Below are 17,093 nucleotides of genomic sequence, written 5' to 3' on the forward strand. Positions count from 1 at the left end.
AGTAACAAAAACTCTCGGTTGCTTATTTTTCTTTTAAAGTAAATGTTTTGGCTTACTAATGCTACCCGAAAAATAAGAGACCGAAAATTAGCTGAACGGAGAGATATAAGCGCTATCGCTAGCAAAAGTCTAGATTGCATATTCCAAAGCTTTATTAGTCAAATAAATCAAAATTCTATCCACTCTTCGGACGTACAAATGTCGAACAGCAGTGGCATATGTTTCGAATAGAAGTTTTGTGCATAAGCCCTTGTTAAATAAGCCCGATTGAAATGAAACAAATTCTTCCCGTTTTCGGGATAAAAGAATTTGTTGCAATGAAAAGCGGGGCTACAGAAGCTAAGAACTACTAGCTTTCACTTTCAAAGAGAGCAGTAAATAAAAAAGGCGCAAAGCCTAAACCCTGCACCTTTTACCTAATTCCTTATTCCTATTTTACAGCATTCCACCGCAAACAGAAAGCGTTTGTCCGGTTACGTAAGCGCTCATATCTGAAGCTAGGAACACGCAAACATTAGCAATATCTTCTGTTTCGCCAGCACGTTTCAATGGAATATCTTTTTCCCAACCAGCTACTACTGCAGGGTCTAAAACTTCAGTCATTTCGGTTTTGATGAAACCTGGAGCAACCACGTTTGCACGGATGTTACGAGAACCCAACTCTTTGGCTACCGATTTAGTGAAACCGATGATACCCGCTTTTGAGGCCGCATAATTAGCCTGGCCAGCATTACCTTGTACACCAACTACGGAACTCATGTTAATGAAAACACCTTTACGAGCTTTCATCATCACTTTAGAAGCAGCTTTAGTAACATTGAAGATAGATTTCAAGTTCACATTAATCACATCGTCCCAGTTTTCTTCGCTCATACGCATCAACAAACCGTCTTTGGTAATACCTGCGTTGTTCACTACGATATCCAAAGCACCAAAATCAGCAACGATATCGTTGATTAATTGCTCTGCTTCGTCAAATTTCGAAGCATCGGAACGGTAACCTTTTACTTGTGTACCGAAGGCCTGTAATTCTTGTTCTAACGCTTGTCCTTTTTCTACTGATGATAGATAAGTGAAAGCTACTTTAGCACCTTGTTTTGCAAATTCTTCTGCAATTTTTCTACCTATTCCTTTTGATGCACCTGTGATTAGTGCTGTTTTTCCTTCTAGTAATTTCATTTATGAAATGTTGTAAAGTTGTATTTATTCTTCCGTTTGTGTCAGTCTGAGCTTGTCGAAGACTAACTCTAGACTTAAAATTTACCTTTTTGATATCCTTCGACAGGCTCAGGATGACACCTATTTACGGAAATGCTTTAATCCTTGGTATCGTGAAATAAGTCGTCGAAGACAATTTGCACAAAGTTATTATTTCTTTTTAAGGTTGGATAATCTTTTTACTTCGTTCCAATCTTCATTAAAAAGTGCTTCTTTCTTTTTTCTACTCCAACCTTTCAATTGTTTTTCAAATGCTATTGCTTGTTCTATTAAAGTAAATAGTTGATAATATTTGAGAACTATAGGACGCCGAGTAAAAGTATACGCCTTTGGATTATAACCGCTATTATGTTGCTCAATTCTGATTTCTAAATCATTAGTCACACCTACATAATAACTTCCATCAGCACATTCTAATATGTAAACGAAGTAATTTCGGATGTTTGGCATACTTTCTAACCAATTTAATTATTTGTTTATTTATCCTTCGACAGGCTTAGGATGACATGTATTTTCGGAATTGGTTTACCCCTTGGTGTCAGGCTAAGCTTGTCAAAGCCTTTAGCTAAACTATCCTTCGACAAGCTCAGGATGACAAAGGCAGTGGATATTTAACTGTTAACTGCCAACTAAACCGCTGGCTCCTGCTGACTTAAGCAATGGAAACTGCCCAATCCCCAAATGATATCTACCGAGTTGATACCAACTACGGGTCTACCAGGGAAACAACCTTGAATGATATCCAAAGCTTTTTGGTCGTTTACATCATTGAAAATTGGCACAATTACCGCAGCGTTAGCAATGTAAAAATTAGCGTAAGAAGCAGGCAAGCGAGTGTCTTCGTAAATTACTGGCGATGGCATTGGCAACTGTACAATGTTCAGTTTTCTACCATCTAGCAAAGTCATTTCCTTCAAACGCTCCAAGTTTTCTTTTAACAGCAAGTAGTTTTCGTCCAGCGGATTACTTTCTACTACCGTTAGCACCGTATCTTCATTTACAAAACGGGTGATATCGTCAATGTGTCCATCCGTATCATCACCTACAATGCCATCGCCAACCCATAAAATCTGCTCGGCACCATAAAACTCTTTCAAATAAGTTTCTATCTGCTCTCTGTTTAAATGCGGATTTCTGTTCTCGTTCAGCAAGCAAGCTTCACTAGTTAAAATGGTTCCTGCACCATTAAACTCAACCGAACCACCTTCCATTACAATATCAGGAGTGAACAAAGGCAAGTTAAAATGCTTTGCAATTTTGGTCGGCACTACATCGTCTAAATCGTATGGAGGATATTTATCTCCCCAAGCGTTGTAACCCCAATCTACTACCGCTTTTTCATTCCCTTTCACCACAAAAGCTGGTCCATGATCACGGCACCAAGCATCGTTAGTTTCGTTAAAATAGAACTCTATTTGGCTTAAATCGGCGCCCACTTTTTCCAACTCGGCGGTAGCAAAAGCCTTCATTGCCTCATCTTTAACATTGATGCGTACTTTTTCGCCAGTGGCAACTAGCTTAATGAATTCGCAATAAGGTTGGTAGATAGTTTCAATTTTTCCTGGCCAAGAAGCTTCTTTGTGAGGCCAGCTTAACCAAGTTGCTTCGTGTTTAGCCCACTCTGCTGGAAATGCAAAACCTTGTTTTTTTGGAGAATTATCAAACTCTGGTTGTTCAGAAGTTTTTATCACTTTAATTGACATTGTATTTTTAATAAATCCTTCGACTACTTGCCCCGGAAATCGGGAAGCTCAGGATGACACTTTTGAATAGAATTACTTTTAGCTTTAGTCTTTCAGCTTTTCGCTTTAAGCTTAATCCTCGTCTATATATCTCTTCGTAATTGGCTGGTAGCTATCAATTCTTCTATCTCTCAAGAACGGCCAGTGTTTGCGGATATAATCGCTTTGTTTCAAGTCGATATCTACTACCGTTGTTTCTTCTTTATCGTGAGATGCCAAGTACAATAATTTACCTTGAGCATTGGTTGCAAAACTCCCACCCCAGAATTTCATTCTTCCTTCTTGCTCAAAACCCACACGGTTCACGCTAATTACTGGTAAGCCATTCGCAACAGAATGTGAACGTTGGATCGTTTGCCAAGCATTGTACTGATCTTGATTGGTTTCTTCGTCTTGTGTAGTATCCCAACCAATAGCTGTTGGATAAAACATGATATCAGCACCCATCAAAGCAGTAATACGAGATGCTTCTGGATACCATTGATCCCAACAAATTAAGATACCAACAGTAGCGAACTTAGTTTTGAAAACTTTGTAACCTAAATCGCCTGGCGTGAAGTAAAATTTTTCGTAGTAAGCAGGGTCATCAGGGATGTGCATTTTACGATATTTACCTAAATAAGAACCATCAGCATCTAAAACTGCAGTGGTATTATGGTATAAACCTTCCGCACGTTTTTCGAATAAAGATGCAATAATTACCACACCTAATTCTTTAGCTACCGCTTGTAAAGCATCTGTAGATGGGCCAGGAATTTTCTCCGCCAAATCGAAGTTATCATAATCCTCCACATCGCAGAAATAAAGCGATGTAAAAAGCTCTTGCAAACACACAATTTGAGCGCCTTTTGCAGCTGCTACTCGCACTTCGGCAATCGCTTTATCTAAATTTTCTTGCTTATTGGCAGTACAGGTCATCTGTACCATTCCTACTTTTACTTTGCTCATATTTTTAGATTTGAGTCCCGATAATTATCGGGATGAGATTTGAGGCATGATGCTCAAACCCCAACCTTATACTTTAAACCATTTTCGAGCCGCAAAGTTAGGCAAAAACGCCGATATTTTTTAGAAAAGCAGAGCTTGCGTAAGGCACTCCCGATAGCCGGGCTTTACGCTACAATTCCCGATGAAACCTGTGCAACAAGCAAGCATGCCAATAAAAGATAAGAACAGATGCTTAAATCGGGATATTTCCGCTGCAATCCCGTTTATTGCCGAAAGGCACTTCAAATCGGCAAATATTTAAGTGTGCTGCTAAACCTCCGTTGACGTTCTAGCAAATTTGTTCCGGTACTCTATTGGGGTAAGACCTGTAATCTTCTTGAAGATATCTCGAAACGCCTTCGTATCCGTATATCCTACATTAAACATAATTTCCGATACATTTTTTCTAGAAGCTTCGAACGAAAGCTTGGCCGCCTCTATCCTTACTCTTTGTATATATTCTATAGGTGTATTGTTGGTAGCTGTTTTAAATCGTCTTTCAAAAGTTCTACGACCGGCATTAATTAAACTAGCTAATGTTTCTATCGTAATTTTATCATCATAGTGTTTTTCTATATAATCCTGTACCTTTTGAATATCCGCATCATTATGGTTCCTTTGACCTCTAAATATGGCAAATTGAGATTGGCTATCCCTACCAATATCTAAGGCAAAATATTTCGCAATCATAACCGCTATTTCTCTATCAGCAAATTTCTCAATCAGATATAAAACTAAATTCCACAAGCTACTTGCGCCCCCACTGCTGTAAATATTATCATATTCGGTAATAATTGCTCCATCTTCTACTTCCACATTTGGGTAGCGTTCTCTAAACTCGCTAATATGGGCCCAATGCGTAGAGCATTTCTTTCCATCCAATAATCCCGTTTCGGCTAACAAAAACGCTCCTATACACAAACTGGCTAAGCTCGATCCATTTTCATGTAGTTTTTTGAAATATGGAATTGCTTCAGCATTGGCGACAATGCCGTTAGTGGTACTGCCAAACGTGGGAGGTATAAAAAGTAGATCTGTTTTGCTTACATCTTTTAATAACCTATTAGTTTTTATGGTGTATTCGCCATTGTTAGCCGGCACATATTCATTTAAGCCAACATACTCCACATCGAAAATTGGTTGCCTGCCAAATGCTGACAAAAATTCATTTGCTGTATGGAAACTCCTAAATGGCGGCGTAATAGCCTCAATTACGCCGTGCTCAGGTACAAAGACTGAAATTTTCATATCAAATTCATTTGCCATAAAGCTAGGAAATTGTTTTGTCATAATTCGCCCTTAACGTTGTCGCTTTTACAACCGCTATGATTTTTCCTTTCGCTATAACTTTGGATAGTTAAATGATTGTAATCTAAAACCAATAACAATGTCACAAAAAACAAGAATTACGGTAGAAGCGACAGCGAATGCATCTGTTGCGAAAGTTTGGAAAGCGTGGAATACCCCCGCTGATATTATGCAATGGAATACACCAGATCCGAGCTGGCATACACCAAGCAGTGAAAACGATTTGAAGGTAGGCGGTAAATTTAAAAACAGAATGGAAGCTAAGGATGGCAGCTTTGGATTCGATTTTGAGGGCATTTACAATACTGTAGAGCCATATAAAGAAATCACTTATACTATGGCGGATGGAAGGAGCGCTACTACCATATTTACAGCACAGGATGATAAAACGATTATAGAAACTACTTTCGATCCTGAAAATGAGAATGATCCTGAATTTCAAAAACAAGGATGGCAAGCTATACTAAATAACTTTGTAAAATATGTTGAAACAAATAATTAATCATCAAATAATTTTAATAAAATGAAGAAGAATAAAATAATTTTTTGGGTGGTAACTTCCATCCTCGTCCTTTGGGAGGGTGTTATGCCGTTAGGCACTTTACTTTTTACTCCAGAATACGTAAATATGGGCACCAAGCCTTTAGGTTATCCCGATTATTTCGCCTATACGCTTATCATCTGTAAAGTGCTTGGTGTTATTGCTATATCTTTCCCTAAAACACCCGCTAGAGTAAAAGAATGGGCATATGCAGGTTTAGCATTTAGTTTAATTTTCGCTTTTATTAGCCACGCTTGTGTGGATAAGAACATAGGTTTTATGCTTATGCCACTGGTTGTGTTAGCACTCTTAATTATATCTTACGTTTATCATCATAAAATACAGCGCAAGTAAAATCTATTTATCAATTAAATTTTAAATAAAATGGCAAACTCAGTTTCTTTACATAGAGTAGTTAAGGCAAGTCCAGAAAAAGTTTTTAGGGCATTTTCAGATCCTATTGCACATGCTACCTGGTTACCACCCTACGGTTTTGTATGTACCGTGCAACAAATGGATTTTAAAGTTGGCGGTCAATTTAAGATGACTTTCATCAACTTTAGCACCAGCAACGGACATTCTTTTGGCGGAGAATATCTGGAAATTAAAACCAATGAATTGATTAAGTACAGTGATAGATTTGACGATCCTAATTTACCAGGAGAAATAACTACTACAGTTTGGCTTAAAAAAGTGATAGCAGGCACCGAACTTAAAGTAATACAGGAAGGAATTCCAGAAGTTATTCCGGCTGAAATGTGCTATTTGGGTTGGCAAGAATCGCTTGAAAAATTGATGAAATTGGTAGAACCTGAAATTCCAGATGCCTAATTAAACCATTTATGACCGAACATTCTCATGAAAAGCTAATTAGTGCTATTTTCATCACATTTTCGGGAAATTGTAAACAGGCGCTCAAATTTTACCAAACCTGTTTTGGAGGCCTGTTACAATTTGACCTTTTTGAAAAAGAATTAAAAGGATATTCTGGAACTCCCGTGGTAAGTGGCTATTTAGTTTCAGACAAAGTAGTCATTCGTGGATCCGATTTGGTTCATAATGAGGGAAGAAAACTTGGCAATTATATAGCAGTCTATTTACATTGTAAGAATTTTCATGACAGGGATGAACTAGTTCAAAAATTGGAGGTAGGTAAAGCACAGCGTTTTATTAAGCAGAATGAAGAACCGAAGCTCATTGAAATTACCGATGCTTTTGGGGTAAGATGGGTATTAGGAGTTTAATGGTCAAATTATATCCATTTCAAAAATCAGCTTTTACCTACAATATTTTTCATAATCTGCTCTGCATGCACACGAGAGTTTTCGATGAACCATTTGTGCGTATCCATGCCGCCGCACACTACGCCTGCTAAGTATAAACCTTGTACGTTGCTTTCCATCGTTGCTGGATTGTAATTAGGCACCTTATTTTCATCCAAAGTAACACCTAACTTCTCTAAAAACTCGAAGTTGGGTTGATATCCCGTCATCGCAGCAACGAAATCATTCTCAATTTCAACTTCACCTTCTGGCGTAGTAATGATTACTGAATGTTCTTTAATCTCTTTTAAGTTACTTTCGAAATAAGCTTTAATGGAACCTTCCTTAATCCGATTTTCGATATCGGGACGAACCCAGTATTTTACATTTGGTCCCATTTCACTCCCACGGATGACCATAGTTACTTCGGCGCCTTTTCTATACGTTTCCAGCGCAACATCTACAGATGAATTGTTAGCACCAACCACTAAAACTTTGCTAAACGCATAATAGTGTGGGTCTTTGTAATAATGAACAACTTTTGGTAAATCTTCACCTGGAATATTCATCAAATTTGGCACATCGTAAAAACCTGTGGCAACAATTACATTCTCAGCTTCGTAATTGGCTTTAGAAGTCGCTACTTGGAATAAACCACTTTCTTGTTTTTTACAATTCAACACTTCCTCAAACAACCGTACATTGAGCTGAAATTTCTCTGTAACCCGACGATAATACTCTAATGCTTCGTTACGATTAGGTTTAGTACTGATACTCATGAAAGGCACTCCTCCTATTTCCAAACGTTCGGAAGTGGAGAAGAAAGTCATGAAAGCGGGGTAATTATAAAGGCTGTTTACTAATGTTCCTTTATCAATAATGACATAGCTTTTGCCTGCTTTTTGCGCTTCGATACCACAGGCTAAACCTATGGGTCCAGCTCCGATAATTAAGACATCGAAATGTTGGTTTTCTGTTGTTGCCAAGAAAATACTTTTTCTAAAACCTTTCATTAGAGATTGCTTCGCCTAACACCCCTTAATGCGGGCAACCGCTATTTCTGCCTAAAATAAATTTGAATGGGCACACCCGCAAAATCAAAGTTTTCGCGGAGTTTATTCTCGATAAAACGCTTATAAGGCTCTTTAATATATTGCGGCAAATTACAGAAGAAAGCAAACATTGGCGCCACTCCGTTAATTTGGGTGATGTACTTAATTTTAATGAACTTACCTTTGGTTGCTGGGGGTGGAAAAGCCTCGATAATCGGCAATAACACATCGTTAAGTTTAGATGTAGGAATTTTTTTACCTCTATTTTTCTGAACCTCAAGGGCAGTCTCTATCGCCTTGAAAATACGTTGTTTGTTCAATACAGAAATGAAAAGAATAGGCACGTCTGTAAATGGTTGCAGTTTTTGTTTAATCTGCTCTTCAAACGCTTTCATGGTTTTGTCGTTCTTCTCAATCAAATCCCATTTATTTACCAAGATTACGATACCTTTTTTATTCTTCTCTGCTAAGTGAAAAATATTGATATCCTGCGCTTCAATTCCTTCTTGGGCATCCAACATCAGCATTACTACATCCGAATCTTCTAATGCCTTAATGGTACGCATTACCGAGTAGAACTCGATGTTTTCCTTTACCTTGGTTTTTTTACGTAAACCGGCGGTATCGATAAACATAAATTCGTGACCGTATTGGTTGTAATGGATATGGATAGAATCTCTTGTGGTACCTGCAATTGGTGTTACAATATTTCGGTCTTTGCCAATTAAAGCATTAATTAAAGACGATTTACCCACATTTGGTCTACCTACAATGGTAATTTTAGGCAAGGTATTTTCTTCTTCAACAACATCTTCAAAGTGCTTCACTACTTCGTCTAACAAATCTCCAGTTCCAGAGCCAGTCATAGAAGAGATCGTATAGATTTCGCCCAAACCGAAGCTGTAAAAAATAGAAGCCTCATTTTCTAATGCAGTATTATCAACCTTGTTTACGACTACAAAAACAGGCTTTTTACCTTTACGCAGTAAATCTGCAATGTCATCATCCAGATCGGTAATACCGGTGGTCACATCTACCATGAATACAATTACCGTAGCTTCTTCTATGGCAATTACCACTTGCTCGCGAATGGCAACTTCAAATAAATCTTCTGAATTTGCAACGTAACCGCCTGTATCAATTACTGTGAACTCTTTGTCGGTCCACTCGGCTTTGCCGTAATGTCTGTCTCTGGTTACGCCACTAAAATCATCAACAATAGCCTTACGACTTTCGGTTAAGCGGTTAAAAAGTGTTGATTTGCCTACGTTTGGTCTACCTACTATGGCTATAATATTACTCATTTGAATTACGATTTTTGAATTACGGTTTTAGATTTGATGGCCATTGCCTAAAAAAGATAAAACCGTAAATAGGTGCAACACCCGTATTTGGGTTTGAACTCGCAAAGGTACGCTTTATTTTTTGATTAAAGGGCAATGTACTAGATAAGTGTACATCAATTCTTTAGCAACTACTTACCCCTCGTAACCGAAGTTCTTCAGATAATTTTTCTTGCTTCTCCAATCTGGAATTACTTTCACGAAAGTTTCTAGAAACACTTTGCCATCAATAAATTTTTCGATGTCTTTACGGGCTTCCATTCCCACTTTCTTTAAACTTGCGCCGCCTTTCCCTATCAGGATATTTTTTTGAGAGTCGCGTTCAACAATAATTTCCGCACTTATCCTAGTAATGTTATCTTCTTCCTTAAAAGCGGTAATGATCACTTCGGTACTGTAAGGAATTTCTTTCTGATAATTATTAAAGATTTTCTCACGAATAATTTCTGACGCAAAGAAACGAACATGCCTATCGGTTAAATCTTCTTTATCATAATAAGCTGGATGCTCTGGAATAACATCTAAAATTAAAGGCAGTAAACCTGCCAAGTTATAACCGTGCAATGCAGAAATAGCAAAAACCTGCATTGGATTTAATTTCTCTTGCCAATATTTTGTCTTTTCCAATACCTCTTCCTGCTTGGCATTATCTACTTTATTAATTAGAACTATAACGGGAATTTTAGTGTTCACTATTTTCTCTAGCACATCATTTTCATCGTGGCGCTCATGTATATCTGTTACAAAAAAGATCAAATCTGCATCTTGCAAAGCTCCACCTACTGCAGTCATCATGGAATCTTGCAAACCATATTTAGGCTTAATTACCCCTGGCGTATCAGAAAATACAATCTGAAAATCTTCTTCGTTTACAATGCCTAATATGCGATGGCGGGTAGTCTGTGCCTTTGGAGTAATGATAGAGAGCTTCTCGCCCACCAATGCATTCATCAATGTAGACTTGCCTACATTAGGCTTTCCAATAATACTAACGAAACCTGCTTTATGTGCCATAAAATATTTTTTAAAAAAAATTTGCGTTACAAAGAAACGAATTATATCTTTGCATTCCAATTCGGAAACAACCTGTGTTTGGATTAAGCAGGAAAAATTGAATTGTTTAGAGTGCGGGGTGGAGCAGTTGGCAGCTCGTCGGGCTCATAACCCGAAGGTCGCACGTTCGAGTCGTGTCCCCGCTACCCAAGTAGACCTACAATAGTAGGTTGAAAATGGTCCATTCGTCTAGGGGTGAGGACGCCAGATTTTCATTCTGGAAACAGGGGTTCGATTCCCCTATGGACTACAAATCCCACTTTACGAAAGTAGAGTGGGATTTTTTATTTTATACAGTTTCACTAATCCTGCAAACCCTTCCAATAAAATATACGGCTAACCGTTTCAAAAGACAAATTTTCTTGGGGATATAAGAAACTTTTTACTTGTCAGCCTGAGCCTGTTAAAGGCTACTTGATGAAGAATATTTCTAATACTTGTCACGAAATCTCGGGAAGCTCAACATAACACCGTATTTTCTGCAAAAAAAATTAAACAGCTTCTTAAATGGCAAATATCTTTGTTGAATTAGGTGCTGATAAAGCAACGATTAGTTTTTATTCAGCGAAATTGTTGCAACAAAGCTTATTGCCGCAAAAGACAAAAAGATGATTGTTGTGATCAATGTGCTTACGGCTAAATTTGGTCGGAATAGCATAAACAAACTAAATGCAATCATGATTAATAAGCTAATAATTGGGAATGTTTTTGAATTTAGTCTTTCGTTTATCCCTTTAGACATCAAATAATATACCGACCATATCAACGCACCTACAATAATGATGTCTGTTGCAATTTGTAAGAATATTGGCATATTAAGGCCAAGAATTCCAAGTTGCCCCTCTATAATGGCTAACAGATAAAAAGGAATAGCTATAAAATTAAACACGCTAATTTTATCACCATGATGGTATATCAATAAAAACGATATTGCCGTTAAAAGATAAAGCAGAGGCAACTTTTTTGAACTTCTAATCATATCATTTTTTTCCTTAGGTCATAAAACCATAATTACCACCTAATGCGGATCCAATCCTAAACAGCCAATCAGTCACCACCGATTCTTACCATATAAATAACTGCGCATATTTTGTACAATTATAATTATTAACAACCATAAGACATTGTACAATATTTATTAAAACCACCAAAAAAATAAAAAGGTGGATTTTATATATATTTGTAATTAGGAGATTATGAGGCAATACAAATCACACGCTGATCAAGAGTTGGTGCTGCTAATGCAAAGTGGAGACGAACGTGTGTTGCAAGAAATTTACGATAGATATTGGGACAAAATGCTTGCTGTTGCTTACAACCGTGTTGGTAATCAGGAAGAAGCCGAAGAATGTGTACAAGATGTGTTTTACAAACTATGGAAATTACGATCAGATTTTTCCCTCTCCAAAAATGATCTTTCGAATTATCTAGCTCGGGCTATAAGAAACCAAGCCTTTAACATCTTAGAGCGTAGGTATCGCCAACGTTTAAAGAGCGAAAATTATATGCCAGAGACCAATGTAAACCATGTTTCTCCTGAGCATCAACTTATTGTTCGCGAGTTGCAGCAACGAATAGATACCTCCATTAAATCACTGCCCCCACAATGTCAAATTGTTTTTAAACTGAGCAGACAAGATGGTTTATCTAATAAGGAAATCGCCCAAAAGCTAAATCTCTCCGAAAACACTATTAAATCACACTTAAAGAAGGCCAACAAGGATATCCAGGGAGATATAGGATTGGTTATCACATTAGCTTTTGCGCTATCGGCTACTATAAACGCAAGCTAATATTGAAGGTTAAGTAATTAAAAGCAGTGTAAAATTTTATTCCCATTTGAAAGTTTTTACGGCAACTGCGTAAATACCTATACCCCAAAACAACATAATTAAAATCTGCTGTTTTACATCCCAAAGATTAGCGCCTTCGAAAGCTACTTTACGCATGGCATCGTTTAGGTAAGTAAGCGGCAATGCTCTGCTAATTGGCTGCAACCAAACCGGAAATGCGTTGATAGAAAAGAAGGTACCCGACAGTAAGAACTGTGGCAGGGTGATGATGTTTGAGATAGGCGGAATGGTGCTTTCGCTTTTTGCCAAACCCGAAACCACAAAGCCAAAACCCATAAAAACGATGATACCGATGGTAGACAGGACAAGCATATTAAGTACGGTAACCACGCCGTTGATGAGCGTAAAATTGAAGGCAAAGTGACCTATAATGATGATAAATAAAGCTCCTAACAAGGCAAAACCGATACGAGCGATAGCTTCTCCTAAGACAATGCTTGAACGCCTAACCGGAGTAGCGAAAAAGCGTTTAATTACGAGGTTTTGCCTTAACGAAAAGAAAATAAAAGCGGTACCGAAAACGCCTGTGCTTAATAGCGAGAAGCCCAATTGGCCAGGCAAGATAAAATCGATAGTTCGGTGTAGCCTACCTGTTATAGTTGTAGCTCTAATTTCGGTAACTGTAGGTTTTTGGTTTACAGTATTCAACTGATGCGTCAAGTCGTTCAGCACCGATTTCAATACATTTCCATTAGTTAGCGAAGCTGATGTGTATTTCACATTTGTAAAGTACGCCGGCAAACCGTTCGGATTTTTCTCTACGCTAATCAAAGCATCGTAAGCTCCTTTTTCAAGGTTTTTATCAATATTTTCTTGAGTATCGTTTTTGGTTAAGCGAATTACGCCTGTTTTTTCTAGTGCTGCAATTACAGGATTTTGCAAATCTGATCCTGGAGCTACGGCTACATCTAATTTCATACCGCCGCCTCCAATAAAACCGAAAACGATAATGAATATTAGAGGAAACGCCAAAGTAAATATTACTGCAGAAGGGCTTCGGGTAATTGACCTGAAACTTGCTTTTGCTAAGGCCAATGTGGCTTTTGTATGATTGTAAGGTTGCGACATGTGCAATGTTTTTAACTTTCTACTTTTAACTTAAATTACTCTCTCCACTCTTTGCCTGTCAGATTGATAAACACATCTTCCAAATTGGCAGCCTTTACTTCTTTTTTACGTTCGAAACCGCTTGCAATCAGATTATCTATCAATTGATCTGGCGTATCTAAGGCAATGATTTTTCCTGCTTCTACGAAAGCTACTCGATCACACAATTGTTCGGCTTCATCCATATAATGTGTAGTGATGACCACCGTAGTACCGTTATTTCTGATTTCACTAATTAAATCCCAAAGATTTCTACGAGCTTGCGGATCTAAGCCTGTAGTTGGTTCATCCAAGAAAACAATTTTGGGCGAGTTGATTAAGGTTGTGGCTATAGAAAAACGTTGCTTTTGTCCACCAGAAAGCTCTTTATACTTGGCTTTGGCTTTGTCTTGCAAGTTTACTTTGGCCAGCATTTCCATTGGAGTTACATTAACCCCGTAAAGTCCAGCGAAAAGATCTAAAAGTTCTACCAAATTTAAATTCGGATAATAACCCGCAGCTTGCAATTGTACACCAATAATTTGTTTGATGGCATTGGCATCAGTATCTACATTTAAACCATCTACCAAAACTTCGCCGCTGGTTTTATCGCGTAAAGTTTCTATAATTTCTAAAGTAGTAGTTTTTCCTGCTCCATTTGGACCTAACAATCCAAATATTTCATTTTCGTAAACCTCGAACGAAAGCCCCTGAACGGCTTTGAACTCGCCATAGTGTTTCACTAAATTACTTACGCTGATAATTGATCGTTTGTTTGTCATTGATGTAAAAATAAGAAGCTTTACAGGAATAAGAACGTTTTTCAGCTAATTGGAATAATTATGAGGATGAAATGATGAATTTTGTCGGTAATTGGTTTTTGGGGTTAACTGTTTGAATCGGTTAACTGGTTAATTGTCTATCCTTAACTAAAAAGGATGTCTGCATTCACAAACATCCTTCTTAATATCGGATTGGCGAAAAACCTTATACCTTCAGCCTTTTTACCCTACACCTTTTTATTACCAAACCAAATCGCCTTTGATTAAGTTAACGAAATCATCGAAAAGATAACGCGAATCGTGTGGACCTGGAGAGCTTTCTGGGTGATATTGTACCGAAAATGCTTTTTTGCCTTTTACACGGATACCTTCAATCGAATCATCGTTTAAGTTAACGTGGGTAATCTCTACTTTATCAGAAGCTTTTACTTCTTCTGGAATTACACCGAAACCATGGTTTTGAGAAGTAACTTCGCAATGGTTTTTGATGATATTTTTAACTGGGTGGTTTAAACCACGGTGACCGTTAAACATTTTCATGGTACCGATACCGTTAGCCTCAGCCAATAATTGGTGGCCTAAACAAATACCGAACAATGGTTTATCAGCCGCTAAAACCGCTTTCACAGTTTCGATAGCGTAAGGCATTGCCGATGGATCGCCGGGACCGTTAGAAATGAAGTAACCGTCAGCTCCCCAAGCATTCATTTCTTCGAAAGTAGTTTTAGCAGGAAATACTTTGATGTAAAGTTCCCTATCGTCGAAGTTGCGAAGAATGTTCTTTTTAATACCTAAATCTAAAGCAGCAACTTTAATTGCGGCATCTGGATTACCGTAGTAGTAAGGTTCTTTGGTAGAAACTACCGAAGAAAGCTCTAAACCATCCATAGAAGGCACTTCTTCCAGTTTCTTTTTCAGTTGCTGCAAATCAGTAATTTCCGATGAGATGATAGCATTCATTGCTCCCTTGTTACGGATGTGACGAACCAAGGCACGAGTATCAATATCGCAGATACCTACAATGTTCTCGTTTTGGAAGTTATCTTGAATAGATTCTGTAGCTTCTTTTCTAGAATAATTGATGTTGTAATTTTTGCAAACCAAACCAGCAATTTTAACACTTTCAGATTCTACTTCATCGCGGTGCATACCATAGTTACCAATATGAGCATTGGTAGTTACCATAATCTGTCCGAAATAAGAAGGATCAGTAAAAACCTCCTGATAGCCAGTCATACCTGTATTAAAGCAGATTTCGCCAGTGGTAGTTCCTATTTTTCCAGCAGCCTTGCCATAAAAAACGGTGCCATCGGCCAATAACAAAATAGCTGGTAACTTAGTGTAGTTAGTCATTTAAATTACAATAAAAATTGGGGATAAAAAATGATACAAAAGAAAGAGAGTTTTTAACGGATAACCCGTTTTTATTAGAAGAAAAAACCACCTGATTGAACTCTCTCATTTCAGAATACAAAGATATGTGTTTCGGATGGTTTTTTTCAAGATTTTTTAAAAAAGTTTGGAAGAAGGTTAACTGTTTATTTGGTTAATCGTTGAAATTGCTTATTCCTAATTGTTTTACGGTTTTATTGATCTATTGTTGAATTGCTAGATTGTTAAACACTACAAACTATAAACCATCAACTATCAAGCCACTACTAATTCCTGCCCGCTGTAATCCGAACACTTTTTTAAAAAATAAACCCTAATTTTGTGCACACCAAAACAAAAAGCATGTCGGTAAACAAAGAAATTAAGCGTATAACCACGCATACTTTGCAAGAAATGAAGCAGCGCAACGAAAAAATTGCCATGCTTACCGCTTACGATTATTCTATGGCTACCATCTTAGACGATGCTGGCTTAGATGTACTTTTAGTAGGAGATTCGGCCTCTAACGTAATGGCAGGTCACGAAACTACGCTACCTATTACTTTAGATCAAATGATTTATCACGCCCAGTCGGTGGTGCGTGGCGCAAATAGAGCTTTTGTAGTTGTAGATTTACCTTTCGGTTCGTATCAAGGCAACTCTAAAGAAGCCTTAAACTCGGCCATCCGCATCATGAAAGAAAGCGGCGCACATGGTGTAAAGCTCGAAGGTGGAGTTGAAATTGTAGAATCTATCCAACGGATTATTACCGCAGGCATTCCCGTGATGGGTCATTTAGGTTTAACACCTCAATCTATCTATAAATTTGGCACCTACACTGTAAGAGCTAAAGACGAAGAAGAAGCTAACAAGTTAAAAACTGATATTCTTGCACTACAAGAGGCAGGTTGTTTTGCCGTAGTGCTAGAAAAAATCCCTGCGAAATTGGCTAAAGAAGTAACCGAAAGTCTTTATATACCAACTATTGGCATCGGCGCTGGCCCACATTGCGATGGACAAGTGTTGGTAGTTAATGATATGATTGGATTAACCAAAGGTTTTAAACCTCGCTTCCTGCGTCAGTATTTAGATTTATACGAAGGCATTAAAGGTGCAGCACAATCTTACATTGCCGATGTAAAAGCGAACGATTTTCCAAACGAGAAAGAACAATATTAAACCCCAAACCCCTAAAGGGACTTTTGAATAACAATGGAGCAAAAAAAACAGGGGGTTTGAAAAGCAATTTCAGTGCTAATCAGTTAAATCAGTCCCGCTTTTTGTTTCAATCTTTTTGTTGGGCAATTTGTCATCCCGAGTTTCGAGGGATCTAATTAAGAAACTGGTTTACCTAACAGATTCTTCTCCCGAAACTTCGGGAGAAGAATGACAAGTAAAAACAAAAAGTATTTTCACTTCAATCGGGTTTAAGAACAAAAAATAGTACAAGAAACTTAAATCAAGCAACAAAACACGATTAACCATTTTATCAATT

Annotated in this window: 18 protein-coding genes and 2 tRNA genes; 8 read left to right on the forward strand and 12 right to left on the reverse strand. The window is 37.8% G+C overall.

Annotated elements, in window-relative coordinates; all coding sequences use genetic code 11:
- Positions 1 to 435: 435 nt before the first annotated feature.
- The 5 genes from fabG to REI64_RS07995 form a co-directional block, all read right to left on the reverse strand.
- Entirely contained in the window at positions 436 to 1,179 is a 744-nt protein-coding gene (gene fabG / locus REI64_RS07975; protein ID WP_308849582.1) for a 3-oxoacyl-[acyl-carrier-protein] reductase, read from the reverse strand.
- 189 nt (positions 1,180 to 1,368) lie between these two features.
- On the reverse strand, positions 1,369 to 1,668 hold the full coding sequence (locus REI64_RS07980) for a GIY-YIG nuclease family protein (protein WP_308849583.1): 300 nt from the start codon (positions 1,666 to 1,668) through the stop codon (positions 1,369 to 1,371).
- A 179-nt stretch (positions 1,669 to 1,847) separates the two neighbouring features.
- On the reverse strand, positions 1,848 to 2,921 hold the full coding sequence (locus REI64_RS07985; protein WP_308849584.1) for an agmatine deiminase family protein: 1,074 nt from the start codon (positions 2,919 to 2,921) through the stop codon (positions 1,848 to 1,850).
- A gap of 111 nt (positions 2,922 to 3,032) precedes the next feature.
- Positions 3,033 to 3,908: a carbon-nitrogen hydrolase gene (locus REI64_RS07990; protein ID WP_308849585.1), complete on the reverse strand. Its 876-nt coding sequence runs from the start codon at positions 3,906 to 3,908 to the stop codon at positions 3,033 to 3,035.
- Positions 3,909 to 4,217: 309 nt separating this feature from the next.
- On the reverse strand, positions 4,218 to 5,195 hold the full coding sequence (locus REI64_RS07995) for a helix-turn-helix domain-containing protein (protein ID WP_308849586.1): 978 nt from the start codon (positions 5,193 to 5,195) through the stop codon (positions 4,218 to 4,220).
- Positions 5,196 to 5,334: 139 nt separating this feature from the next.
- Between REI64_RS07995 and REI64_RS08000 the strand changes: the two genes are divergently transcribed.
- From REI64_RS08000 to REI64_RS08015, 4 genes are read left to right on the forward strand one after another with little or no spacing between them, the layout of a single operon-like run.
- A complete protein-coding gene (locus REI64_RS08000) occupies positions 5,335 to 5,757 on the forward strand; it encodes an SRPBCC family protein (protein WP_308849587.1) in 423 nt (140 codons plus the stop codon).
- 21 nt (positions 5,758 to 5,778) lie between these two features.
- On the forward strand, positions 5,779 to 6,150 hold the full coding sequence (locus REI64_RS08005) for a DoxX family protein (RefSeq protein WP_308849588.1): 372 nt from the start codon (positions 5,779 to 5,781) through the stop codon (positions 6,148 to 6,150).
- Positions 6,151 to 6,180: 30 nt separating this feature from the next.
- The gene (locus REI64_RS08010; RefSeq protein ID WP_308849589.1) at positions 6,181 to 6,627 is read left to right on the forward strand and encodes an SRPBCC family protein; all 447 of its coding nucleotides are present in this window, start codon (positions 6,181 to 6,183) and stop codon (positions 6,625 to 6,627) included.
- A gap of 11 nt (positions 6,628 to 6,638) precedes the next feature.
- Positions 6,639 to 7,040: a glyoxalase gene (locus REI64_RS08015; protein WP_308849590.1), complete on the forward strand. Its 402-nt coding sequence runs from the start codon at positions 6,639 to 6,641 to the stop codon at positions 7,038 to 7,040.
- A gap of 26 nt (positions 7,041 to 7,066) precedes the next feature.
- On the opposite strand, the gene REI64_RS08020 is transcribed toward REI64_RS08015, so the two are convergent.
- The 3 genes from REI64_RS08020 to era all read right to left on the reverse strand — a co-directional run bounded on the left by REI64_RS08020 (position 7,067) and on the right by era (position 10,467).
- Positions 7,067 to 8,071, reverse strand: a complete 1,005-nt coding sequence (locus REI64_RS08020; protein WP_308849591.1) for a YpdA family putative bacillithiol disulfide reductase — start codon at positions 8,069 to 8,071, stop codon at positions 7,067 to 7,069.
- Between the two features lie 41 nt (positions 8,072 to 8,112).
- Positions 8,113 to 9,414 (reverse strand): ribosome biogenesis GTPase Der, encoded by a 1,302-nt coding sequence (gene der / locus REI64_RS08025; RefSeq protein ID WP_308849592.1) that lies wholly within the window; start codon positions 9,412 to 9,414, stop codon positions 8,113 to 8,115.
- Positions 9,415 to 9,588: 174 nt separating this feature from the next.
- Positions 9,589 to 10,467 (reverse strand): GTPase Era, encoded by an 879-nt coding sequence (gene era / locus REI64_RS08030; RefSeq protein ID WP_308849593.1) that lies wholly within the window; start codon positions 10,465 to 10,467, stop codon positions 9,589 to 9,591.
- Positions 10,468 to 10,579: 112 nt separating this feature from the next.
- Between era and REI64_RS08035 the strand changes: the two genes are divergently transcribed.
- Together REI64_RS08035 and REI64_RS08040 are read left to right on the forward strand one after the other, a co-directional pair.
- A tRNA-Met gene (locus REI64_RS08035) sits at positions 10,580 to 10,656 on the forward strand.
- 28 nt (positions 10,657 to 10,684) lie between these two features.
- Positions 10,685 to 10,756 (forward strand) — tRNA-Glu (locus tag REI64_RS08040).
- A 300-nt stretch (positions 10,757 to 11,056) separates the two neighbouring features.
- Here REI64_RS08040 and REI64_RS08045 read toward each other — a convergent pair.
- Positions 11,057 to 11,485 (reverse strand): hypothetical protein, encoded by a 429-nt coding sequence (locus REI64_RS08045; protein WP_308849594.1) that lies wholly within the window; start codon positions 11,483 to 11,485, stop codon positions 11,057 to 11,059.
- 217 nt (positions 11,486 to 11,702) lie between these two features.
- Here REI64_RS08045 and REI64_RS08050 point away from each other — a divergent pair, with 217 nt between their 5' ends.
- Entirely contained in the window at positions 11,703 to 12,299 is a 597-nt protein-coding gene (locus tag REI64_RS08050; protein ID WP_308849595.1) for an RNA polymerase sigma-70 factor, read from the forward strand.
- A gap of 36 nt (positions 12,300 to 12,335) precedes the next feature.
- Here REI64_RS08050 and REI64_RS08055 read toward each other — a convergent pair whose 3' ends face one another.
- The 3 genes from REI64_RS08055 to carA form a co-directional block, all read right to left on the reverse strand.
- A complete protein-coding gene (locus REI64_RS08055; protein WP_308849596.1) occupies positions 12,336 to 13,427 on the reverse strand; it encodes an ABC transporter permease in 1,092 nt (363 codons plus the stop codon).
- Positions 13,428 to 13,462: 35 nt separating this feature from the next.
- A complete protein-coding gene (locus REI64_RS08060) occupies positions 13,463 to 14,227 on the reverse strand; it encodes an ABC transporter ATP-binding protein (RefSeq protein ID WP_308849597.1) in 765 nt (254 codons plus the stop codon).
- A gap of 240 nt (positions 14,228 to 14,467) precedes the next feature.
- Complete coding sequence (gene carA / locus REI64_RS08065; protein ID WP_308849598.1) at positions 14,468 to 15,580, reverse strand: glutamine-hydrolyzing carbamoyl-phosphate synthase small subunit; 1,113 nt, start codon at positions 15,578 to 15,580, stop codon at positions 14,468 to 14,470.
- A gap of 381 nt (positions 15,581 to 15,961) precedes the next feature.
- Here carA and panB point away from each other — a divergent pair, with 381 nt between their 5' ends.
- Positions 15,962 to 16,777 carry a 3-methyl-2-oxobutanoate hydroxymethyltransferase gene (gene panB, locus REI64_RS08070; protein WP_308849599.1) on the forward strand — a complete coding sequence of 272 codons (816 nt, stop codon included), beginning with the start codon at positions 15,962 to 15,964 and terminating at the stop codon, positions 16,775 to 16,777.
- Positions 16,778 to 17,093 lie beyond the last annotated feature (316 nt).

The sequence above is a fragment of the Pedobacter sp. genome, assembly GCF_031119335.1.
Lineage (GTDB): Bacteria > Bacteroidota > Bacteroidia > Sphingobacteriales > Sphingobacteriaceae > Pedobacter.